At 60.4% G+C, this 20,818-nt stretch carries 23 protein-coding genes, 1 tRNA gene and 1 pseudogene; 10 read left to right on the top strand and 15 right to left on the bottom strand.

All coding sequences use genetic code 11. The annotated features are described in order from the left end of the window. Positions 1-135: 135 nt before the first annotated feature. Complete coding sequence (locus tag J3P96_RS21010) at positions 136-609, top strand: cyclic nucleotide-binding domain-containing protein (protein WP_434569467.1); 474 nt, start codon at positions 136-138, stop codon at positions 607-609. Positions 610-737: 128 nt separating this feature from the next. Here J3P96_RS21010 and J3P96_RS21015 read toward each other — a convergent pair whose 3' ends face one another. After that, positions 738-1,025, bottom strand: coding sequence for a hypothetical protein (locus J3P96_RS21015; RefSeq protein ID WP_434653330.1), 288 nt, complete (start codon positions 1,023-1,025; stop codon positions 738-740). Between the two features lie 76 nt (positions 1,026-1,101). Between J3P96_RS21015 and J3P96_RS21020 the strand changes: the two genes are divergently transcribed. The 4 genes from J3P96_RS21020 (at position 1,102) to J3P96_RS21035 (ending at position 3,339) form a co-directional block, all read left to right on the top strand. After that, positions 1,102-1,788 (top strand): spermidine synthase, encoded by a 687-nt coding sequence (locus tag J3P96_RS21020; protein ID WP_030141186.1) that lies wholly within the window; start codon positions 1,102-1,104, stop codon positions 1,786-1,788. Between the two features lie 47 nt (positions 1,789-1,835). Further along, positions 1,836-2,210, top strand: a complete 375-nt coding sequence (locus J3P96_RS21025) for a YajD family HNH nuclease (protein ID WP_003184246.1) — start codon at positions 1,836-1,838, stop codon at positions 2,208-2,210. A gap of 203 nt (positions 2,211-2,413) precedes the next feature. Continuing rightward, positions 2,414-2,884, top strand: a complete 471-nt coding sequence (locus J3P96_RS21030; protein ID WP_264432809.1) for an RNA methyltransferase — start codon at positions 2,414-2,416, stop codon at positions 2,882-2,884. A 77-nt stretch (positions 2,885-2,961) separates the two neighbouring features. Then, positions 2,962-3,339, top strand: coding sequence for a YgaP family membrane protein (locus tag J3P96_RS21035; RefSeq protein ID WP_434653332.1), 378 nt, complete (start codon positions 2,962-2,964; stop codon positions 3,337-3,339). Between the two features lie 137 nt (positions 3,340-3,476). Here J3P96_RS21035 and J3P96_RS21040 read toward each other — a convergent pair whose 3' ends face one another. Both J3P96_RS21040 and J3P96_RS21045 read right to left on the bottom strand, forming a co-directional pair. Next, entirely contained in the window at positions 3,477-4,706 is a 1,230-nt protein-coding gene (locus J3P96_RS21040) for a hypothetical protein (RefSeq protein ID WP_434653334.1), read from the bottom strand. A 30-nt stretch (positions 4,707-4,736) separates the two neighbouring features. Further along, on the bottom strand, positions 4,737-5,186 hold the full coding sequence (locus J3P96_RS21045; protein WP_003184256.1) for a YcgN family cysteine cluster protein: 450 nt from the start codon (positions 5,184-5,186) through the stop codon (positions 4,737-4,739). A 160-nt stretch (positions 5,187-5,346) separates the two neighbouring features. Between J3P96_RS21045 and J3P96_RS21050 the strand changes: the two genes are divergently transcribed. Then, positions 5,347-5,940: a nitroreductase family protein gene (locus J3P96_RS21050; protein WP_434653336.1), complete on the top strand. Its 594-nt coding sequence runs from the start codon at positions 5,347-5,349 to the stop codon at positions 5,938-5,940. A 126-nt stretch (positions 5,941-6,066) separates the two neighbouring features. Here J3P96_RS21050 and J3P96_RS21055 read toward each other — a convergent pair whose 3' ends face one another. The 6 genes from J3P96_RS21055 to J3P96_RS21080 all read right to left on the bottom strand — a co-directional run bounded on the left by J3P96_RS21055 (position 6,067) and on the right by J3P96_RS21080 (position 12,572). Continuing rightward, positions 6,067-6,999, bottom strand: coding sequence for a D-2-hydroxyacid dehydrogenase (locus J3P96_RS21055; protein WP_434625407.1), 933 nt, complete (start codon positions 6,997-6,999; stop codon positions 6,067-6,069). A gap of 119 nt (positions 7,000-7,118) precedes the next feature. Next, positions 7,119-7,412: a YcgL domain-containing protein gene (locus J3P96_RS21060; protein ID WP_030141193.1), complete on the bottom strand. Its 294-nt coding sequence runs from the start codon at positions 7,410-7,412 to the stop codon at positions 7,119-7,121. Beyond that, on the bottom strand, positions 7,409-8,542 hold the full coding sequence (rnd, locus tag J3P96_RS21065; protein WP_434653338.1) for a ribonuclease D: 1,134 nt from the start codon (positions 8,540-8,542) through the stop codon (positions 7,409-7,411). Before rnd ends, J3P96_RS21060 begins: the two co-directional genes overlap by 4 nt. Before the next feature lie 121 nt (positions 8,543-8,663). Beyond that, positions 8,664-9,305, bottom strand: coding sequence for a class I SAM-dependent methyltransferase (locus J3P96_RS21070; RefSeq protein ID WP_434653340.1), 642 nt, complete (start codon positions 9,303-9,305; stop codon positions 8,664-8,666). Positions 9,306-9,377: 72 nt separating this feature from the next. Next, the gene (locus J3P96_RS21075) at positions 9,378-11,027 is read right to left on the bottom strand and encodes a phosphoethanolamine transferase (RefSeq protein ID WP_434653342.1); all 1,650 of its coding nucleotides are present in this window, start codon (positions 11,025-11,027) and stop codon (positions 9,378-9,380) included. A 162-nt stretch (positions 11,028-11,189) separates the two neighbouring features. Beyond that, positions 11,190-12,572 carry a glutamine synthetase family protein gene (locus tag J3P96_RS21080; RefSeq protein ID WP_434653344.1) on the bottom strand — a complete coding sequence of 461 codons (1,383 nt, stop codon included), beginning with the start codon at positions 12,570-12,572 and terminating at the stop codon, positions 11,190-11,192. Positions 12,573-13,066: 494 nt separating this feature from the next. On the opposite strand from J3P96_RS21080, the gene J3P96_RS21085 reads away from it, so the two are divergent. Beyond that, on the top strand, positions 13,067-14,002 hold the full coding sequence (locus J3P96_RS21085) for a LysR substrate-binding domain-containing protein (protein WP_434653346.1): 936 nt from the start codon (positions 13,067-13,069) through the stop codon (positions 14,000-14,002). A gap of 3 nt (positions 14,003-14,005) precedes the next feature. On the opposite strand, the gene J3P96_RS21090 is transcribed toward J3P96_RS21085, so the two are convergent. Further along, positions 14,006-14,371 carry a 5-carboxymethyl-2-hydroxymuconate Delta-isomerase gene (locus tag J3P96_RS21090; protein ID WP_305496197.1) on the bottom strand — a complete coding sequence of 122 codons (366 nt, stop codon included), beginning with the start codon at positions 14,369-14,371 and terminating at the stop codon, positions 14,006-14,008. Between the two features lie 71 nt (positions 14,372-14,442). Continuing rightward, a complete protein-coding gene (locus J3P96_RS21095) occupies positions 14,443-15,378 on the bottom strand; it encodes a LysR substrate-binding domain-containing protein (protein ID WP_305496198.1) in 936 nt (311 codons plus the stop codon). A gap of 164 nt (positions 15,379-15,542) precedes the next feature. Here J3P96_RS21095 and J3P96_RS21100 point away from each other — a divergent pair, with 164 nt between their 5' ends. From J3P96_RS21100 to J3P96_RS21110, 3 genes are all read left to right on the top strand, one after another. Beyond that, positions 15,543-15,734: a YegP family protein gene (locus J3P96_RS21100; protein ID WP_305496199.1), complete on the top strand. Its 192-nt coding sequence runs from the start codon at positions 15,543-15,545 to the stop codon at positions 15,732-15,734. Between the two features lie 123 nt (positions 15,735-15,857). Beyond that, positions 15,858-16,664, top strand: a complete 807-nt coding sequence (locus tag J3P96_RS21105) for an AraC family transcriptional regulator (RefSeq protein ID WP_434653348.1) — start codon at positions 15,858-15,860, stop codon at positions 16,662-16,664. Positions 16,665-16,765: 101 nt separating this feature from the next. Further along, positions 16,766-17,134: a cupin domain-containing protein gene (locus J3P96_RS21110; protein WP_305496201.1), complete on the top strand. Its 369-nt coding sequence runs from the start codon at positions 16,766-16,768 to the stop codon at positions 17,132-17,134. Between the two features lie 11 nt (positions 17,135-17,145). Here the strand turns inward: J3P96_RS21110 and J3P96_RS21115 are convergent, their stop codons facing one another. From J3P96_RS21115 to J3P96_RS21130, 4 genes and pseudogenes are all read right to left on the bottom strand, one after another. Beyond that, positions 17,146-17,892, bottom strand: coding sequence for a phytanoyl-CoA dioxygenase family protein (locus tag J3P96_RS21115; protein ID WP_434653350.1), 747 nt, complete (start codon positions 17,890-17,892; stop codon positions 17,146-17,148). Between the two features lie 13 nt (positions 17,893-17,905). Beyond that, entirely contained in the window at positions 17,906-18,694 is a 789-nt protein-coding gene (locus J3P96_RS21120) for a methyl-accepting chemotaxis protein (protein WP_370871136.1), read from the bottom strand. A gap of 117 nt (positions 18,695-18,811) precedes the next feature. Continuing rightward, positions 18,812-19,585: pseudogene (locus J3P96_RS21125) on the bottom strand (MCP four helix bundle domain-containing protein); the annotation flags it as partial. Between the two features lie 1,114 nt (positions 19,586-20,699). Further along, a tRNA-Ser gene (locus J3P96_RS21130) sits at positions 20,700-20,789 on the bottom strand. Positions 20,790-20,818: the final 29 nt, after the last annotated feature.

The raw sequence follows: 20,818 nt of genomic DNA on the forward strand, positions 1-20,818 counted from the left end.
CGATGACGGTGGATCGGCCTGCCCCAACGTTGGCTGAAAGACCGAATTCGCGAGCAGGCTCGCTCCCACAGGGAATCGCCTTACATTCAAGACAATCCAAAACCGCAGAACACGATAAGAAAAGACCGTGACGACATGTCAGAACCGACCTTACTGAACAACCAAATTCGCGACTGGCTGATGGACTGTGGTCTCTTCGACCAACTGCTGCCCGTTGACTTCGCCGCGGCATCGGGCTATTTCAGCATCAGTACCGTCGCCCAGGGCGAAGCGATTTTTCGCGAAGGCGATGCCGGCAGTTTCATGTGCATCCTTCACACCGGCCAGGTGGCCGTGCAGAAAACCGGCCCCGACGGCCAGCCCGTGACCATCGCCACGCTGCGCAGCGGCCGCGCCTTCGGCGAAATGGCCGTGCTCGACGGCGAACGACGCTCGGCCAGTTGCATCGCCGCCACCGAATGTCAGTTGTTGAACCTGGGCAAGGACTCCCTGGAAAAAATGCTCAACGACGCACCGAAGATCGCCGCCAAGATCATCCGCGCCCTCGCCGTCTCCCTGTCCAAGCGCCTGCGCATGGCCGACGGGCAGTTGCTGTCGCAGCAGGTGTAGCGCTTTCTATCAGCAAATACAGAACCTGTGGGAGCGAGCCTGCTCGCGAAGGCGTCAGATCAGTCAGTGTTGTGTTGCCTGACACACCGCTTTCGCGAGCAGGCTCGCTCCCACAGGTATTTGGCGATCTACCCCCCCGGCGACTTCGCCTTCGCCGGCTTCGGTTCCATGCCCGGGATCGGCTGGTCCTTCGGCGGCCTGGGCATTTCGATCGGCGGCAACAGCGGCGGGCCGCCACCCGGTGGGGCAGCCTTGGGCACGCCGTTGGGCGTGACTGGCGGATACGGCATGGGCGTGGCGGTGCCCGGCGCCCCGGGGATGCTCGGCGGGTTGACGGGAATCGTCGGCTGCTGGGCCTGGGCGCAACTTATCGAGAGCGCCGCCACGGCAATGGCCGTTAGAATGGTGCACTTCATCAATGGCTCCGTGGCTATTGTCTGCTTTCAGGCTAGTCCCAACCGGGCCGGTCTGCCCCATTCCCATGAGATTTCCATGAAACGTTTCGTTCTGCTCGACACCACGCCCATTCCCGACAACGGCGGTGCCTTGTGCCTTTTCGAGTATGGCGAAGACTTCGTCATCAAGATCCAGGGCGGTGACGGCGGACAGTTGATGAATACCCGCATGCACGGTTCCGAAGATGCCCTGGCCGAGATTCCCTGTCGCAAGGTCGCCGGCCGTCCCGGCTCGCGGGTACTGATCGGTGGTCTCGGCATGGGCTTCACCCTCGCCTCCGCCCTCAAGCACCTGGGCAAGAGCGCCGAAGTGGTGGTGGCTGAACTGGTCCCGGGGGTGGTCGAGTGGAACCGCGGCCCCCTCGGCGAAAAGGCCGGGCGACCGCTGTCGGACCCGCGCACCGTGATCCGCATGGAAGACGTCGCCAAGGTCCTGCAAGCCGAGCCGCAGGGGTTCGACGCGATCATGCTGGATGTCGACAACGGCCCGGAAGGCCTTACCCAGAAAGCCAACAGTTGGCTGTATTCGGCCGGCGGCCTGGCCGCGTGCGCCAAGGCGCTGCGCCCCAAGGGCGTGCTGGCGGTATGGTCGGCCAGCGCTGACCGGCAGTTTTCCGACAAGCTGAAAAAGGCCGGTTTCAAGGCCGAAGAGGTGCAAGTGTTCGCCCATGGCAACAAAGGCACCCGCCACACCATCTGGATTGCCGAGAAGCTCAAGGGCTGAGCTAAACTCTGTCCAACCGTCATCAGTCTTTTTACAAAGGTGAACCCATGAGTTCGTCCACCCCACCGTCCAACACCGCCAAGCTCGACCGCATCCTCGCCGACGCCCAGCGCGACCGGGAAATGGGCTACCGCGACAAAGCCCTGAAAATGTACCCCCACGTCTGCGGTCGCTGCGCCCGTGAGTTTTCCGGCAAGCGCCTGAGCGAACTGACCGTCCATCACCGTGACCACAACCACGACAACAACCCGCAGGACGGTTCCAACTGGGAACTGCTGTGCCTGTACTGCCACGACAACGAGCACTCGCGCTACACCGACCAGCAATACTTCGGCGACGGCTCCCTGAGCACGCCGAAGATCGCCAAGGCGACGCATAACCCCTTCGCCGCGTTAGCCGGGTTGATGAAAAAAGACGAGTAGTCGTCATTACCCGAAAATGTTGCAGACAGTCAGGCCGCCATCGCGAGCAAGCTCGCTCCCACAGGTTTTGTGGACGCCGAAAATCCAGTGTGGGAGCGAGCCTGCTCGCGAAGGCGGTCAACCAGCCCACCACTGATCTCGAACCTGACCACCCTCAGCCATTCCCCGTATAATCGCGCCTTTTCCCAAAGGCACCCCCGTCCGTGGCCAACAAACGCTACAGCTGCATCGGTCTGTTCAACCCCAAGTCGCCGGAAAACGTCGGTTCGGTCATGCGTGCCGCCGGCTGTTACGGCGTCGCGTCGGTGTTCTATACCGGCAAGCGCTACGAACGCGCTGCCGACTTCGTTACCGACACCAAAAAAGTCCACTACGACATCCCGCTGATCGGCATCGACGACCTGAAAAAAATCCTGCCCCTGGGCTGCGTGCCGGTGGCCGTCGAGCTGGTGGACGGCGCCCGTCCCTTGCCCGAATACACCCATCCGGACCGGGCCCTGTACATCTTCGGCCCGGAAGACGGTTCCCTGGACAAGGACATCCGCGACTGGTGCGAAGACGTGATCTATATCCCCACCAACGGCTGCATGAACCTGGCCGCTACAGTCAACGTCGTGCTCTACGACCGCATGGCCAAAGGCAACAACACCCGCTCGGGGCCGCAATTTCGCTGACCGGCGGGAAATTCCATGGAACGACGGATTCGCTCTGGCAGTCAGCTTTATACACATCCCCACACTGGAGACAGATCATGAGCGACAACAATCCGTTCGGGCCGGTTGAGACCACCCCTTTCCAAACCCGCAGCCCGCAGAATGTGCACGGCTGGGAGCGCCTTGGGTCACTGGCCGGTGGGGTGCTGATGATGGGCAAGGGCTTGCGCCGCGGCGGTGTGATCGGCCTGGCCCAACTGGCAATCGGCGGCATGGCCCTGGCCCGCGGCATCACCGGGCATTGTTCGGCCAAGACCCTGTTGGAAAAAAATCGTCAGCACCTGCACGACGCCCGCGCCCGGATCGAGCAGGCCGGCGATGAACTGAGCCGCATGAAAACCAATGCCGAGGCGGCGACCGGCACCGCTACGGTGACGGGGAATGATTCGTTGGTTTCGCCGAAGGCTGGGCTCTGATTTTTGCGGTGAGGCTGATGGCCTCATCGTCGGAACGCCGCCCGGAGCAAGCTCGCTCCCACACAGGATTTTTAGTGATACACCATGTTGTGTACGGCTCGATCAATGTGGGAGCGAGCTTGCTCGCGAAAGCGGTACTACTGAAGTAACCGTGTATCCAGAACAGTTGAGCCTCCACCCAGGATGCTCTCGCTGAGCTGCACAAACTCCTCGGTGTCGACGGTTTCCAACCGCATCGCCCCTTGCAGCACATCATCCAGCGAACGCTTGTTGCGGGTCTTCAGGCGAATTTCCCGATCAAGCTCCTGCAACAGCAGCACCGCCTTGGACACCATTGCAGGGCTCACCTGTTCACCACGCAATGTCGTGACGCCCTTGCTGTCCCGGGCGAGTCGATCATTCAATGCCTGGTAACGCTCGTCGCTCATGCCGCCGGCACGGCGCAGCAATTCGATGGCGTAATACTCGTTGAGCCCTTCGCTGATCCAATCGCTGCGATCATGATCGTTGATGCGCGCCAGCACCTGGACCAACTCCCGCAATAACGGGCTGCTGCCCCGTTCGCTGACCAATGCCGGACGGCTGTGCAGGTAAATCGATTCATGGCCGCCCTGGGCGCCACGCCACATCGGATCGCCCGCGCCAACGATCAACAGCTTGGCCGGATGGCGCGGCACGATTGCCTGCACCTGCGGCCAGACGAAGGTCAGCAGCGTCAGCACGTCCATCCGCCGCATGCCCTGGCCTCGCGGCGAAGCCACGGTCACTTCGGTCTCGCCCAAGCGCGTGCGGCGGCTGCCGAGCTTGCCGGCCAGCATCCAGCCCGTCGGCCGGTCGAACAGGCGCGAAGGGTTGTCGATGCGAAAACGCTGCTTGCCGATACGCGGCCAGGGCGTCTCGATGCTTTGCCAGCCACCCGGCAATTCGAATTCCAGGCGTGACACCAGCTCGGTGCCGTCCTGCTGATCCAGCCTGGCTGGCGGTACCAGGTCATCACCGCGCAGCAGCGCCCATCCGGGGGTCATGCGGGTCTCAAAGGAGCCGTTCTTGCGCGACTCGCTGAGGCGGACGCGATAAGTCAGGCTCGCCTTGTCGGCGGCTGGGCGCCAGACGCCCCGAGCTTCGTGACCGGGAGTCAGTTGCCACTGGCCATCGGCTTTGAAATCACTGTAGCGATCATCGCTTCCAAGATCGAAATCCAGGCTGCGCACCGCCGAGCCCCGCGCCAGCGTCAGGCGCACTTCGGCCTGGTCGCTCTGCGGCAACAGGTGGACGTGATAATCCAGATCGACTTTCTGCACCGCCCACAGCGGTCCGCTCACTGCCAGCAGCCCGGCCGCCAGCAACCATTTCAATCCTGCAGCCATGGGCTCTCCTGGGGTGCGATGGCGGGTGGTTCAGCCGGCGCGGAAAATCAGGTGATCTTCCCAATCCTCTTCAGCCACGCTGCCTTCGGCGAGCATGCGCCCGGATTGGGAAATGCGTTCGTGGTGCACCGCGTCACGGTCGCCGCAGACCAGATGGTGCCACAGCGGCAGGTCCTTGCCCTCGCTGACCAGGCGATAGCCGCAGGTTGGCGGCAACCATTTGAACTCATCGGCCTTGCCCGGCGTGAGCTGGATGCAATCAGGAACAAAGTCGCGACGATTGGGGTAATCGGTGCACTGACATGTCTTCAGGTCGAGCAACTTGCAGGCGATGCGCGTGTAGTAGACGCTGTTGTCGTCTTCGTCTTCGAGCTTTTGCAGGCAGCACAGGCCACAGCCGTCACACAGCGATTCCCACTCCTGTGAATCAAGCTGATCGAGGGTTTTGCGTATCCAGAACGGTTCGACTTTGGCGGCCATGGCTCAAGCATCAACATCACGTGGTGAAAAGGCCGACAGTCTAGTGCCGGGGCCTCTTGAGGCCAAGCATTGGCGACTGTCGGTACAAGGGGGCTTGTCAGCCCGGATGTCCGGACGTAGGTTGCTTCATCACGTTCCCGATCCCAGCCAAGGTAAGCCCATGAGTGCCAATCCCCTCATCGCCGAATACGCCATCCACCCCCAGTTCATCGAACGCTGGTCCCCCCGCGCTTTCACCGCTGAAAGCATTTGCGAAGAAACCCTGCTGAGCTTCTTCGAAGCCGCGCGCTGGGCGCCTTCGGCCTATAACTCGCAGCCGTGGCGTTTCCTGTATGCCCGTCGCGACACGCCGAACTGGGAGCGTTACCTGGGCTTGCTCAACGAATTCAACCGTGGCTGGGCCCAACACGCCTCGGCGCTGGTGATCATCGCCTCGAAAACCACCTTCGCGGTGCCCGGCGCCACCGAGGAAACCCCGGCCCAGTGCCACACCTTCGACACGGGCGCGGCCTGGGGCCACCTGGCGTTGCAAGCGAGCCTCAGCGGCTGGCACACCCATGGCATGGCCGGCTTCGACCAGGAGCTGACCCGCAAGGAACTGAAGATCCCCGACGGCTACGCTCTGCACGCGGCCGTGGCGATTGGCAAGCTGGGAGACAAATCGACGCTGGCCGACTACCTCCAGGCCCGCGAAGTCCCGAGCCCGCGCCGGCCGTTGAGCGAACTGGTGGCCGAGGGTGATTTCACCCTCTGATCTCGACACAATCCCTGTGGGAGCGAGCCTGCTCGCGAAAGCGCCCAGTCAGACATAGGGATGTCGACTGACACACCGCTTTCGCGAGCAGGCTCGCTCCCACAATGGACCGCATTGAATGCCGGATCAGTAGCCCCGACTGAAATCCACTTCCCCGCGCAACGCTTCGCCGGCCTCATAGGCTCGCAGGTTCTCCAGGAACAGCTGCACCATCATCGGCGGCGACGTCGGTGCGGAGCTGTGGCCGGTCAGCAACAATCCCCAGGCGGTCCAGAACGGATGGCGCTGTGGCAACGGCTCCTGGCGGCACACGTCGATTACCGCACCGGCCAGGTGCCCGTCCTGCAACGCTTGCACCAGGTCCGCGTCGACCACGGCCACGCCACGGCCGACATTGATGAACAGCCCGGTGGGTTTGAATTGCTTGAACAACGCCGCGTCGTAGATATCGTGAGTGTCCGGTGTATTCGGCAACAGGTTGATCACGTAGTCCACCTCGCCCACCAGACGGGGCAAGTCCTGCAACGCGCCAACTTCAATAAACGGCGCCAACTCCCGAGCTTCACTGGCGATGCCGTACAACTGCACGCCAAATGGCACCAGGAACTCAGCCACGCGGCGACCGATATCGCCGGTCCCGACGATCAATACCTTGCGGCCCGCCAGGCTCTGGCTCTGGCGATTATCCCATTTGCGCTCCACCTGGCTGACCAGGCGCGCCAGGACTTCGCGCTCATGGCCGAGCATGTAGGTGAGCACATATTCGGCCATGACCTGGCCAAAAATGCCCACCGCGCGGGTCAGACGGTAGTCACGGGTCAGGCCCTCGGCCAGCAGCGGCGTGATCCCCGCCCAGGTCGATTGCAACCAACGGGGCTTGTGGCCCTGACGCAACAAGGTCGCCAGCAAGTCCGGCTGGCCGAGCCAGACCGGGCAATCGGCGGCCAGGCGTGACAGTTCAGCGGAGTCGCCGCTGGTCAGGATTTCGATATCGGCTGCAGCCTGGCGCAGGAGCTGGGCATACATCGCGTGGTCGTGTTCGGCAATCAGAACGCGCATGAATCAAACCTTTCAAAAACAGTGCAAACGGCCGCCGACAGAGTGTTGCTCCATCTTCGCGGCCATCCCGATAATCATTCCAGTGTTTCGAGAGCCCCCAGGACGGACGCCCAAGGCAATCAGACCGGGTCGTTGCGGCGCAACAACTCTTCGGGCAGATGCTCGATGTACTCGTCTTCCGCCGGTGGCATCTGCAGGTGATAACCCTGGGTATCGAGATTCTCAAGCACCTTGTTGATGTCTTCGCGGGACAATTGCCGCTCCGGGCTCAGAACCAGGTCGAAGGCATGGATCGCCTTGCCGAAGGCCGCCATCAATGGCTCAGGCACACGGGCCAATGCCTCGCTCTTGAGCACATACAGGTACATCTCGTTTTTCTTCGAGCTTCGGTAGATGGAGCAGATACGTTTCAAGGCTGTTCTCCGGCGGTGGCCAGGCTGTCGAGCAGCGCCTGGCCCATCAACTCGCGGCGCCAGCCACGCAGCGAATCGGGCAGTTGGTAAGGTCCCTCGGGGTAGCCGCTCTTGATCAGGGCTTCGAGGGTTTTCTTGCGAAGCATCAATTCAGGAGCAATGCCCAGGCGCTCGGCTTCAGCCTGGCCCAGCGCCTTGAGGCGCTTGAGCAGCGCCGCGGCCTCGATGGGCAGCGGCTCGGCCACGGCGGGCGGCCATTGTTCGGGCGGCACGCTGCCGGCACGCTTGATCAGGTCCAGCAGGAATTCGCCGTCCTGACGCACCGTGCGCGGGTGCATGTCTTCTATTTTTGCCAGCGCGCCGAGGTTATCCGGCTGCGTGCGGGCCAGGGGCCACAGCGAATGCTCGCGGATAATGCGGTTACGCGGCAGGTCACGGGCTCGCGCCTCGCGTTCGCGCCAGGCGTACAACTCGCGCAGCACGGCCAGTTGCGCACGGGAGAGCTTCCAGGCCAGCTTGGCGTCGCGGTAGACCTCATACGGGTCGATTTCACGCCGCAGGTTGGCCACCAGCTCGGCGCCATCCTCCAATACCCAGGCGTATTTTTCATCGGAAAGCTTCGGGCGCAACTCGACGAAAACTTCCGCCAGGTGCACGGCATCCTCGGCGGCGTAGCTGATCTGCGTCTCGGAAAGGGGCCGCTGCAACCAGTCGGAACGGGTCTCGCCCTTGGGCAACTCGATACCCAGCACTTCCTGCACCAGCCGCGAGTAACCCATCGAAAAGCCCAGGTTCAGGTAAGCGGCGGCCAGCTGGGTGTCAAACAGCGGCGCGGGCAGGCTGCCCGTCAGGCGCAGCAAGACTTCCAGATCCTCGCTGCAGGCATGCAACACCTTGAGCACTGCCGGGTTCTCCAGCAGCGCAGCCAAGGGTTGCCAGTCATCAATGGTCAATGGGTCGATCAGGTAGGCGCTTTTACCGTCACCGATCTGCAGCAAGCCGGCGATGGGATAAAAGGTGTCGACCCGCATGAATTCGGTGTCGAGGGCGACGAATGGCAACTGTTGCCATTCGGCGCAAAACCGACCGAGGCTATCGTTGTCGCGAATCCAGTGAATATCGATGGCCACACGGCTCTCCCTTGAAGAATGGCGCGCAGTATATATCGCCGTCGGCGATTGCGAGCATCTACGGAGCAAGAGCTTTAGAGAAATCGCCTGCGCAAACGCAAGAATAGTCCTACATCAGCGGTTAACTGGTCTTACGTAATACATAAACTCGCTTCAAGGCGAAACCGGGCAGGAAATCCTGATACCACTGCACGCTGAAACCGGCCTCGATAAACTCGGCTTCGACCCGGGCCCGGTCGACCAGGCGCCTGGGTGGCGGCTGGCCGGTTCTCAGCCGGCCCTCGATCTGGACCGACACGATCACTGTGTCGCGGCTGACCCGATGGAATTCGCGCAGCAACGCCAGGCGATGCTCGCTGGCCTGGATATGCAGAAACAGTTGCAGACAAAAAATACAGTCCACCGCGTTCGCGGATAGCCCGAGGGTGAACGCGGAACTCGGGAAGGTCCTGACCCGCTCAAGCAACGCTTGCTCGTGGTGGGCGAGCGCGTGATCAAGCATTTGCGGCGACGGGTCCGCCGCCAGGATCACCCGGTTGGCATGTTCGGCCAGCACCGGCCAGAAGCGCCCCGCCCCGCACGCCACATCCAGCACCAGGCCGGGCTCGCCGGCGGCCTTCAGAGCGTTGCGCACCAACTGCTCGTCACGCCAGAACACCAGGCGCAACCGCCGAGGCGCCGGTTGACGGCACGTTTGCGCATGCTCCTGCTCGTGCTGTCGGGTGAACTCAAGCTCGACGGTGGATGGGGATTGCCCGGGCATACTCACAGCTCAGTAAAAATAAGTGAGCAACAGCTTAAACAGTGCCGCGTGAAAAAAAGGTGTAGGAAACTTCTACTCACGGGCCAGCACGCCGTCTATGACTGCGCCGCGACAACCGGCAAACATGTCCAGCTCCTGGTTGTAGACCTTGCTGTTGACCTCCAGCAGCCCGAGCATCGAATGAAACAGGTTGTCCTGGCTGAGGGGTTTGTCCCGACTCAGTTGCAGGCAATGCGTATCGACCGAGAAGGCTTTCTGATAACCGTCGGAGAACCAGGCCAGCATCGCCACATGCTTCTGTTGCTCCGGAGCGAGCATATAAGGCGTGCCATGGAGGAACAGGTTGTATTCGCCAAGCGACTCGCCATGGTCCGACAGGTACAGCATGGCCGTGTCGACCTTGTCCTGATTCGCCCGCAGCAGGTCGATCAGCGTCGACAGCACGTGATCGGTGTATACCAACGTATTGTCGTAGCCGTTGACGATGCTTTCTCGGCTGCAATTATTCAACGCGTTGCTTTCACACACCGGGGTGAAATGCTCGTACTCCTTGGGATAACGCTTGAAGTATTCCGGTCCGTGGCTGCCCATCTGGTGCAACACCAGCACCGTGTCCTTGTCGAGGGTATCGATGAACTGCTGCAGGCCCTGGAGCAGGATTTCATCGCGGCATTCACTGTTGGCACACAGGGCCGGGTCCTTGAGATTACTCACGTCCTGCACCGCAATCCGATCACAGGTGCCTTTGCAGCCGGACTGGTTGTCGCGCCAGATCACTTCCAGTCCGGCGCGCTTGAGCACATCCAGCAGGCCCTCTTCATTCTTGGCCTTGCTCGCGTCGTAGTTCTTGCGGCCCATGTTGGAAAACATGCACGGCACCGACACGGCGGTCTCGGTGCCGCAGGAATGCACGTCGGTAAAGGCAATCAGGCCGGCCTCTTTATCCAACTGCGGTGTGGTATCGCGGTGATAGCCGAGAATGCCGAAGTTCTCCGCACGCGCGCTCTCGCCCACTACCAGCACCGTCAGGGATTTGCGCCCATGGGTTTGCCAGGCCGGGTTGCGCTGCGCATCCTCGCCCAATGTAATGAACGGCTGCTTGGCCGAGGCGACCTGCTCGCGCAAGTAGCCGATCGAGGCGCCGATGTAGTTGCTCGGCACCACCATCAGATGCAACTCGTGATGATTGCGAAACAGCGAAGACAACCCTTGGTAATTGATCAAGGCAACCCCGCCCAACAGCGCAGCCGAGACGACGCCGACGAGCAACTTGCTTAACAACTCCCTGGGCCAGCGACGATAACTTATCGGGGTCTTGAACAATAACCATGCAGGCAGTACACCTAACAGTAAAAGGTAGCCAAACAACTTTAACGACATCAGGTCACGCACTTCCGTGGCATTGGTTTCGGCAAAGTTACGCAACATGCCGGCATCAATCAAAACACCGTATTGGGCCATGAAATAAGCGACCCCGGCGCTGATCATGAACAACAGCATCAACACCGGCTTGAGCAGCGCACGGAACGCCACCAGTGTCAGCACCAGATTGAACGCGCAGAACACCATCACGGCAAACGCCATGCACAGCAACACACCGTGTCCGTCCGCCGCCGTGATGGCGAGCAGGTGTTGCCAGAGAATGGCGTTGAAGGCCACTAACAAAAAGGCACTGGCGACCAGCGTCACCCACTCGGGGCGCACGGCTTTAATAGTCAGCATGAGGGTTGGAGACTTCCTGAAAGTTGCTCTTTAAAAAGACCTGCCGTAGGCAAATGTGAAAAATTCATTTGCTACGGCAACACAAACTTTAGGCAGCCCACCATCAATTTTTCGTGAAAAAGTTGCTGTTAAATAATTTTTCAACAGCCACTTCAAAACACTTCAGGCCTGGTTCAGGTACCAACGCCAATCCTGCTCGCCGACTTCGCCCATGAACTGGCGATATTCGGCGCGCTTGACCGCCAGGTAGACGCCAAGGAATTCATCCCCCAACGCTTCCCGCGCCCATGTCGAAGACTCAAGGGCACGTAAGGTGGTCAGCCAGTCGGTGGGCAACAATTGGCTCGCCTGGGCGTACCCGTTGCCCTCGACAGGCGCTCCGGGATCGCGCTGTTCGCGTATGCCCCGATGGATACCGGCCAGGATCGCCGCTGCGGCCAGGTACGGATTGGCATCGGCACCGCAGATACGGTGTTCGATGTGCCGAGAAAAGGCCGGGCCACCCGGGACTCTCAGGCTGACGGTGCGGTTGTCCACGTCCCAGGTCGCTGCCAGCGGCGCGTAGCTGTGGCTTTGGAAACGGCGGTAGGAGTTGGCGTTCGGGCAAAACAACAGCAGCGAATCGAGCAAGGTTGCGAGCATTCCGCCCACCGCATGACGCAGCAACGGCGTGCCGTCGGCGGCTTCGCTGGCAAACAGGTTATTGCCCTCCCGGTCGGCGAGACTGACATGCATGTGCATGCCGGAACCCGCCAGGTGATCGAACGGTTTGGCCATGAAACAGGCCGCCATGCCGTGCTGGTGCGCCACGCCCTTGACCAGCCGTTTGTAGCGCACTGCGTCATCCATGGCTTGCAGGGCATCGGTGCGGTGTTCAAGGGTGATCTCGACCTGGCCCGGCGCGTATTCGGAAATGGCTGTCCGAGCGGGGATACCCTGCAGCTTGCAGGCCGCATAAAGATCAGCAAGGAAGGGCTCGATCTGCTCCAGCTCACGCAAACCATAGACCTGGGTGGAACGCGGCCTGCTCCCATCTGCATCCCGCGCCGGTTGCGGTCGCCCCTCGCTGTCCCGTTGCGCATCCAGCAGGTAGAACTCCAGCTCCGCCGCCATCACCGGGTAATAACCCTGCGCCTGCAAGGCTTCGATCACCCGACTGAGCAGATAGCGCGGATCGGCGATGGCCGCAGGCATGCCCTCCCGGGGATGCATGCCGACTTGCACGGCGGCGGTAGGAATCCGCCGCCACGGCATGCGCTGCAAACTGTCGCTGATGGGGTAGGCACGACAATCGATATCACCGACGTCCCAGACCAGGCCAGAGTTCTCAACATCGTCGCCATTGAGCGTCAGCCCGAGGATCGTGCTCGGCAGCGGCCGGCCACTCTGGTAGACCGCGAGCAGTTCGTCCCGATGCAGCCACTTGCCCCGAGGCACGCCGTTGTTATCCACGATAAACAATTCGAACAGCTCGATATCCGGATTCTGTGCCAGGAACGCCTGGGCTTGCTGCACGGAGGCAAAAGAAGATTCGACAAGACTCATGGGAATGCTCGTATTTTCGTGTCGGACGGGCGATCAGGCACCGTCATCCTGTGCTCGCGATCAACGAGCACGGTTCAAGGAATCAACAGGAAATGCGGCCATCCGGAGGACGTGCGTGGCGACAATGCCAGAGGGCCCAAAACGCCAGTTCGCAGGGCAGCGCAAAGGATGCTGGAGGCACGGCAGGCGGTTGGGCGCCGACCAGGACGATGGCGGGGCACGGCGGGTATTGAAATGCGACAGGCCAACCGTCCATAGGAGCATCACGGAAAAACATTCGACAAGAGCCTCCCATGACGCCAGGAGCCGTTAAACCAGGATTTGATGGAGTCTGCGTTGGCGTCGGCTAAACAATCGTCTTCGCCAAGCCGGCTGAACACCGTCTTGCCAGCGGGAAAAGCAGCGGCCGGCATTCTCTGCACACGCTCGTTCCGTTAGGATCAAAACCTGTTTGCGCACGCCCCGCGCAAGGAGCACAGCGAGAGACAGAACGGATGCTGAACAGCAACACCCTCAGAAAGCTCGACATGCAGGACCTCATGGTGTTCAGCGCCGTATTCGAGCAAGGCAGCGTCACCGGTGTGGCGGAAATCCTCTGCGTCAGCCAGTCAACGGTCAGCTACAGCCTGAAAAAGTTGCGGGCCTGCTTTGACGACGAACTGTTCATCAACACCCGGACCGGCATGCGCCCCACCTTCAAGGCCGAAGGCATGCACGAGCATGTGCGCAGCATCTTGCAAAGCATCAACCTCTGCCATGCCGGCACGCCGGCCTTCGATCCGACCCGGCAGGCCGTGACCTTCGAGATTTGCGCACCGGAATACTTTGAACAGCTGCTCCTGCCACAACTGCTGCAAGGCTTCGATCATGCAGACCTGCCTGTCGTGGTGAACGTGCACAAGCTCGGGGCCGATATTCCCGTTGATGACTTGCGGGACGGCAGCCTAGACCTGGTGATCTGTTTCGGCCCCCATTTCCACAGCAGCCATGCCGATCTCAAGACCCAACGCCTGCTGGAAGAAGAACTGGTCTGCGTGACAGACAAACGGTCGGCTCCGCTGGAATCGCCGTTGAGCATCGAAGCGTTCGTACAGCGTCGACACGTTTTTCCCACGCCTTGGGCGTCGCCCACCAACATGGTCGACGGCTGGCTGACGCGGCAGGCTCGGCAACGGCAGATCGCCGCACGTGCCAACAGTTACGGCGCGGCGTTGAAGATGATTACCGGTACCGATTTTCTCCTGACCCTGCCCCGTCGCATCCAGCAATTGCTGACCAGCGCAGCGACATTCCAGCACTGCCCGGCGCCGGCGGGGTTGCCGGGATTTACCCTGGACATGCAATGGAGCCTTGCGGCCGATCAGGACAGCGCCAACGCCTGGCTGCGTGAACAGATCGTCAAGGCCTGTCCCGGGCTAGACCTCGCTTGAACCTCAAAGACCGATGGCGGCCTTGGCGTAGGGGCCGCGGTCGATATCGAGGACTTCCACGCACAGTTGCACGCTGACACCGACGGGCCATGGGCCAAGATCCTGGATCACCGCCAGCAGGCTATCGGCCAGCTGCTTCTTGATTTCCGGCGAACGGCCGCTCAGCAAAGCCAGCTTCACATGCACGAACCCACGCTCCCCCATGCCGGTGCCGACGCGAAACGTATCGATTTTCACGGCCCGGCTCTTGATGTCGAACTCGGCGGCGAACTGACCGGATGCCACCAGTGCGTTGTTCATGCGCAACAGCGCGACGTCGGCGTTCAGCTCGGTCAGGTTCGCGGTGTACTCCATGTGCAGGTGAGGCATGTGTTCGACTCCGTTTCGAAAAGATGATGTTGGGATGACAGTCGGCGCAACCATACCTCGACTTTGCAGTTTCAGGCAGGTTTTGTTTCGTCCAGCAAGCCGGCACGCTCGCTCATGAAAGCCTCCAGGCGGGACCGCAACCAGCGTTCGGCCGGGTCATTGTCGACATGGCTCAGCCAGACCATGGAGAGGTCCAGGGTCGGTGTCTTGAAGGGAAAGGGTTCGCAGAACACCTGGCCGGAAGCGGCCATGGCGGTGGCGGTGTAGTCCGGCAGGCTGGCGATCAGGTCGGTGCCAGCCAGCAACGCCGGTAGCGCGCTGTACTGCGGCACCGACAGCACTACCTGGCGCTTGCGACCGATCTCGGCCAGCCATTCGTCAGCAAACCCGGCGATGTTGGCGGTATGGGAAACCAGCACGTGGGGCCGCGAACAGTATTCATCCAGGGTCAGCGGGGTATCCGAGGCATCGGCGCGCAACACGCAGGGCTGGATATGTCGCAACAGCTTGCGCTTGGCATTGGCCGGCAGCCCACGGGTCTGGCTGATGCCGACAGTGATATCGCCCGAGGCCAGCAAATCGGGGATACGCCAGTAATCGACATGCTGGACCACGAACACGATCTGCGGCGCCTCCTGCCGCAAGCTGCGCAACAGCGGCGGCAAGAGGCCGAACTCGACATCGTCGGACAGCCCGATGCGAAACGTCATGGCACTGCTGGAGGGGTCGAAATCATGGGTCAGGCTCAAGGCCACCGACAGCGAATCCAGCGCCGGCGAAAGGTGCTGGATGATTTCCTCGGCGCGGGCGGTGGGCTCCATGCGATGCCCGACGCGAATGAACAACGGGTCGTTGAACAGCGTGCGCAAGCGGTTCAGGGCCGAGCTGATGGTTGGCTGGCCGAGGAACAGCTTTTCCGCCGCCCGTGTCACGTTACGCTCCAGCATCAGCGTTTCGAAAACCACCATCAGGTTGATGTCGGCCTTGCGCAATTCGTTGCGGTTCATCCATTGCTCCTGGTTCCGGTCGGATCAAGCAAGCGCTGCAATGTGCGGAAATATCTCACAATCATTGGAAACGTATTCCCATTAGCGAAAAATTCCAGCTTGGCTAGGCTTGCCAGGACATGTTCAAGCATGTCCTGAATCCGTTAATCGCATGGAGCGAACCGATGTACTTTGAAATCTATCGACAGACCCGAGGGACCCCGACCACAGGACAAGGCCAATGGCGCTGGCGCCTGCGAGCCGGCAACCACGAAACCATCGCCAGCGGTGAATCCTACGTGAACAAGGCGGACTGCCTTCACGTCATCGGATTGATCAAAACCGCCCAATGCGAGACGCCTGTAAAGGAAATCTGAAGCCGTCCATTCGTATCACTCGAAGCTGCTCGATGAGCAGCTTTCCCTGAACTACAAGCCGCCGCTGGGATGGGTCGTGCCGGACAGGTATCGTATGCAGACAAAAGCGAGAGCCGACCTTCCATGACCCAACCTGGTAACCGTCGCGACTGGCTGCTGCGCGCGCCTGAATCAAAGAAGCTCGAGCGCATCGAAGCCTACTTCAGTGGGCACGGCTATAGCACCCACCGGCATGACACCTATGCCATCGGGTTCACGCTCGCCGGGGTCCAGAGCTTCAACTACCGGCAGAGCAAACGTCATAGCCAGCCCGGCGGAACCATCGTGCTGCACCCGGACGAAGTCCATGACGGCGAGGCGGGGACAAGCGATGGTTTTCATTATCGAATGTCCTACATCGAACCGTCATTGATCCAGCAGGTATTGGGGGGCAGGCCATTGCCTTTCATCGAAGGCGGGTTGTCGAACGATCCTCGGCTCAACGTTGCGACTCGCAGGCTCTTGGGCAGCCTCGGGCATCACCTCGATCCGCTGGAGGAAGACGATGCCCTCTACGATGTGGCCCAGGCACTGGCTGACGCGGCAGGTCACCAACGCGGACGCCGACTGCTTGACTACCCGGCAGCAGAGCGCGCGCGCCTGTTCATTCATGATGCCCTTCATCAGGCCATTACCCTGGATGATCTCGTGCAGGCCAGTGGCCGGGACCGATGGAGCCTGTCCCGGGACTTTCGCGCCCTGTACGGCACCAGCCCCTATCGCTACATCACCCAGCGTCGATTGAATGAAGCCCGTCGTCTGGTGCTGCATGGCATGCCACTGAGCGAAGCCGCACTGGCCTGCGGCTTTTTCGACCAGAGCCACATGACCCGGCTGCACACCCAGGCCTTCGGCATTTCACCGGCACGCTGGCTGAAAATGCTGCGCTAGCGGCACGCACGGCATAACGCGAAAAGCTGCACGATCATCCAATATCCACGCAGTTCCCAGCGCTAAGGTGATGCTCATCAACCACAGAGGAGCACGCCAGGATGACTCGATATTCACCCATCAACTTCGCGCAGAAATACACGCTGTTCCACGATCAGTGGGCACCGAAAGTCGTGGCTGAAATGAATGACTACCAGTTCAAGATCGTCCGCCTCGAAGGCGATTTCATCTGGCACACCCACGCCGACACGGATGAAACCTTCATCGTGCTGGACGGTGAACTTCGTATCGACTTTCGCGATGGCGCGGTGCTGATCGGCCCGGGCGAGATGTATGTCGTCAAGCAAGGCGTCGAGCACAAGCCCAGTGCCGCGCAGGAAGTGAAACTGTTGCTGATCGAACCGCGGGGAGTCATCAACACCGGCGAACAAGTGAATGCGCGAACCGCGATCAATGATGTCTGGATCTGACCGAGCCAGGCTCAATCGTATTCCGCCTCCTGATGGTCGCCCAGCAGCCGCCGTTGGCGAGGTGTCGCGGCGGCCAGCACCGCGGGATTGAACTGCCAGTGCAGGTAAGGTGAAAACTTCTGCGCGACCATCCGCCGGCCATAGTGCACCTGGAGCATGTAGCGGGTGCGGTCGGCGGTCCGGTTGTCACTGCCGGCGTGCCACAACTCGCTGCGCAATATCAGCACATCACCCGCCTGGCACAGCACCGGTTTAGCCGCACGGCCCTGCCACTGGGTTTCGCCGGCCATGGGCGCCCGCCCCGCCTTGTGGCTGCCGGGAATGACCCGCGTCGGGCTCAAGTCGGCCTCGATGTCATCAAGGTAGAACTGTGCGGTGAAAACCTGCATCGGCAGATCAAAAGAAGGCTCGGCCAACAGGCTGGGGGGCAGCTGCATCGGCAAGTAATCCAGGTGCAGCGCAGCGCCAACAAAACCGGGATGGCAGCGCCAGGCGGTCTGCCCAATGATGTGGCAATCCTCGCCCAACGCCGCCTCGGCCAGCTCGATCACCCCGCCCACTTCCAGATACGGCAGCCAGAACGGGTCTCGATTGAAGACGCATTTGTAATGATCGATGACGCCGCTGTAGTCCCAGTGGCGGGGTTTCAGTTGGTCGATGGCCTGGCGTATTTCGGTGATTTGCGTGGCGGTCAACACACCGGGCATCAGGACAAAACCGTCCTGATGCAATGCGTGCAAAAGATCAGCGGTGGACACGGTCGCAACCTGCTCAGGTCCGGAAACGACCGGTCAGCTCCGCCAGGTTCCTCGACAGGTTCGACAGCTGCTGGCTGGCGTGCATGCTTTGGGCGGAGTTCGCTGCCGCTTCGTTGGACAGGTCACGAATATCGGAAATGTTGCGAGCGATCTCCTCGGTCACGCTGCTCTGCTCTTCACAGGCATTGGCGATCTGCGCGGCCATGTCATTGATCCGCTGGATCGACCCGCCAGTACCACTGAGCACCTGGTCGACACCGGCGGCGCGCTCGACGCTGTCCCGCGCCTTGCTGCTGCCGACCTGCATGGCCTGCACGGCCTTGGCGACACCGCTCTGCAAGCGCTCGATGCGGACCTGGATATCCTTGGTCGAATCCTGGGTACGCGCCGCCAGCGCCCTGACCTCATCGGCCACCACGGCAAAACCACGACCCTGTTCGCCAGCTCGCGCAGCCTCGATGGCGGCGTTCAGCGCCAGCAGATTGGTCTGCTCGGCGATGCCACGGATCACCTCCAGCACCGCACCGATACTGGACGTTTCCTGGGCCAATGCCTCGATCGTGCCCGAGGCACTTTCCACTTCGTGAGCCAGTTGGCGGATCGACTCGATCGTGCTGCTGACCACCTCGGCGCCGTCGCGGGATTGGCTCGTGGCCTGCTGCGCGGCGTCCGAGGCACTGACCGCGTTATGAGCAACTTCATGCACAGCGGCGCTCATCTGCGTCGCGGCGGTGCTGACCTGGTCGAGCGCCGCGTGCTCGCTGCTGATCAGCCGGTCATTTGTCGCAGCCATAGCAGCCATGGCCCGGGCTGCCGAGTCCACTTCCCCGGTTACCCGTCCGACCTCGGCAATCAGCGGCTGCAGCTTGTCGAGGAAACGGTTGAACGCGCTGCCCAATTGCCCGAGTTCGTCAGACGAACGCACTTCAAGGCGCCCCTTGAGATCGCCGCCGCCTTCTGCGATTTGCTCGACGCGGTGCAACAAACGGCGCATCGGGCTCAGCACCACAAGCGGCAAGGCAACCAGAACCAGGACGCAACCGAGCAGGCCAACCAGCAGAATAACGCCCTGCTGCACGCCGACTGCCTCGCCATTGGCGATGGCCGCATCACCCTCGCGATGGGACGCCGCATCTTCCAGATCACCCAGCTTGTCGATTGAATCACGCATGGTTTCGAACAGGCGCTCGCTGTCACCAAAGCTCAGCGCGCTGGCGCCCTGCGGATCGCCTACCGACTGCTCGACGACCCGCCGCGAAACCTGCATCCATTTCCCGAAACTGTCATTGAACTGGCTGACCAAGGCCTGAGCCTCTGCGCCGGGCTGCATCGCGGCATATTTCTGCACACGGTCATAGGCCTGCTTGGCATTCTCGCCATGACTGGCACTCAGCGCTTGGATATGCTCATCCGCATGACCATCCAGCAGACTGCGCTCGGCCACAAAGGCCTGATAAAGATCGCGGTCGGCATTGAGCAACAGGCTGATGGCCGGCAGATAGCGCTTGGTCAACTGCGTACTGGACTCGGTCACCTGACCGATGCCGCGCATGCCCGTCCACCCCATCAGCACCAGCAGCACCGCCAGGAACGCAATCGGCAGAGTGATTTTCCAACGAAAGCCAAGGTCGGCGAAGAACCGCAGCATGGTGTCACTCCTTACATGGGGGATAACCTGCCTATCGGCAGCCATGCCTTGAGCTATAGACCATTAGTCTAATTGTTACAAAGATTGGCGGTCTCGAAATGCGCACCCTACTCAGCCGTGTTTCATCGAACTGGACAATTCGCGAGCTGCCATTGAGATGGATAGCCGCATGAAAACCGTCCCGAGCATGATCCATTTCGGAAAGCAGCAGGACCAAGTGCTGAACGGGTGCGCGCCAACCAATGTTTCATCGCAGGTGATGGATTGCCGCCTATAAAACCTATAGCGATAAAGCGCCAATTTTTAGGACTTGGAGAATGAAATACGTAATGAGCTGAAGGACCTATTGGCGGTCTACACCCAATGATTTTAGCGTTCGATCCGTTCCATTCATAAAAAGCACGGGGTACAAGCGCGGCATTACCTGTAGCCGCGCTTGCGTAGCGCTCGACTAATTTAGCGACCACCTAACCTTAATTTTCCATTTATGTTTTCCAGTTTAGAAATATCCTCCAAGCTATATGTACCGCTGTTAGGATATGAATTCGTACTTATATTTGTCCCGCAGTAAGTGCGAACTCGGCACTGCCCATCTCCCTTATCAATATATTCCGCCCTTGCCTCAGGCGACGACCCCGACCCGCAACTTCTAGAAGCTGAGCTTTTACGCCAAGCATCCTCGCACTGGTCCGCGAGCACAATTTGATGAATCCCCAAGAACATCACTGACAGGGACAGGGCAATTACTTTATTTAAGTTATTCATCCAATAAATCCTCATAACATGAAGTGGCAACTTCATAGTAGGTATTATCATTGCCAGGAACACTGTTATAAATGACAGTTTTTCAATCATTTTTTGAATCAGGATTTAGTTTTATAACTCTTTTAGCACTATCAGGCGTCCGGCTGCCGATCCAGTGCCTTGTGCACTTGCCCTTTCGCTATTGATCAGTTGAGGAATTTCCATTGCTCCGCCGAATTATGCTCTCTTGCTTGGCTCTGCCAAGGCCCGCCCAACTGGCCACGACGCAACGTCACTGCACTGAGCGGTAATGAAGCAAGGCTCTTCGTCCTGAAAACGCCTCAAAACCAAACGCCAGAAACGACTAAGCCCCTGAAATGTTCAACCATTTCAGGGGCTTAGTCGTATTCAATAATGGCGGAGAGATAGGGATTTGAACCCTAGGTACTGTCGCCAGTACAACGGATTTCGAATCCGTCCCGTTCGGCCACTCCGGCATCTCTCCAGTGGCGCGCATCATACCAGTACATTTGC

Origin of the sequence: Pseudomonas sp. R3-56 (assembly GCF_051132075.1) — a bacterium.
Classification (GTDB): domain Bacteria; phylum Pseudomonadota; class Gammaproteobacteria; order Pseudomonadales; family Pseudomonadaceae; genus Aquipseudomonas.

What these genes read in the sequence shown, in the direction of transcription:
- J3P96_RS21010 (WP_434569467.1), top strand. Translation starts at nt 136, where the DNA reads ATGTCAGAACCGACCTTACTGAACAACCAAATTCGCGACTGGCTGATG.
- J3P96_RS21040 (WP_434653334.1), bottom strand. Translation starts at nt 4,706, where the DNA reads ATGGCTGCAGGATTGAAATGGTTGCTGGCGGCCGGGCTGCTGGCAGTG.
- J3P96_RS21120 (WP_370871136.1), bottom strand. Translation starts at nt 18,694, where the DNA reads ATGGCTGCTATGGCTGCGACAAATGACCGGCTGATCAGCAGCGAGCAC.
- J3P96_RS21100 (WP_305496199.1), top strand. Translation starts at nt 15,543, where the DNA reads ATGTACTTTGAAATCTATCGACAGACCCGAGGGACCCCGACCACAGGA.
- J3P96_RS21035 (WP_434653332.1), top strand. Translation starts at nt 2,962, where the DNA reads ATGAGCGACAACAATCCGTTCGGGCCGGTTGAGACCACCCCTTTCCAA.
- J3P96_RS21080 (WP_434653344.1), bottom strand. Translation starts at nt 12,572, where the DNA reads ATGAGTCTTGTCGAATCTTCTTTTGCCTCCGTGCAGCAAGCCCAGGCG.
- J3P96_RS21045 (WP_003184256.1), bottom strand. Translation starts at nt 5,186, where the DNA reads ATGGCCGCCAAAGTCGAACCGTTCTGGATACGCAAAACCCTCGATCAG.
- J3P96_RS21095 (WP_305496198.1), bottom strand. Translation starts at nt 15,378, where the DNA reads ATGAACCGCAACGAATTGCGCAAGGCCGACATCAACCTGATGGTGGTT.
- J3P96_RS21015 (WP_434653330.1), bottom strand. Translation starts at nt 1,025, where the DNA reads ATGAAGTGCACCATTCTAACGGCCATTGCCGTGGCGGCGCTCTCGATA.
- J3P96_RS21050 (WP_434653336.1), top strand. Translation starts at nt 5,347, where the DNA reads ATGAGTGCCAATCCCCTCATCGCCGAATACGCCATCCACCCCCAGTTC.
- J3P96_RS21075 (WP_434653342.1), bottom strand. Translation starts at nt 11,027, where the DNA reads ATGCTGACTATTAAAGCCGTGCGCCCCGAGTGGGTGACGCTGGTCGCC.
- J3P96_RS21085 (WP_434653346.1), top strand. Translation starts at nt 13,067, where the DNA reads ATGCTGAACAGCAACACCCTCAGAAAGCTCGACATGCAGGACCTCATG.
- J3P96_RS21025 (WP_003184246.1), top strand. Translation starts at nt 1,836, where the DNA reads ATGAGTTCGTCCACCCCACCGTCCAACACCGCCAAGCTCGACCGCATC.
- J3P96_RS21070 (WP_434653340.1), bottom strand. Translation starts at nt 9,305, where the DNA reads ATGCCCGGGCAATCCCCATCCACCGTCGAGCTTGAGTTCACCCGACAG.
- J3P96_RS21055 (WP_434625407.1), bottom strand. Translation starts at nt 6,999, where the DNA reads ATGCGCGTTCTGATTGCCGAACACGACCACGCGATGTATGCCCAGCTC.
- J3P96_RS21020 (WP_030141186.1), top strand. Translation starts at nt 1,102, where the DNA reads ATGAAACGTTTCGTTCTGCTCGACACCACGCCCATTCCCGACAACGGC.
- J3P96_RS21110 (WP_305496201.1), top strand. Translation starts at nt 16,766, where the DNA reads ATGACTCGATATTCACCCATCAACTTCGCGCAGAAATACACGCTGTTC.
- J3P96_RS21105 (WP_434653348.1), top strand. Translation starts at nt 15,858, where the DNA reads ATGACCCAACCTGGTAACCGTCGCGACTGGCTGCTGCGCGCGCCTGAA.
- J3P96_RS21090 (WP_305496197.1), bottom strand. Translation starts at nt 14,371, where the DNA reads ATGCCTCACCTGCACATGGAGTACACCGCGAACCTGACCGAGCTGAAC.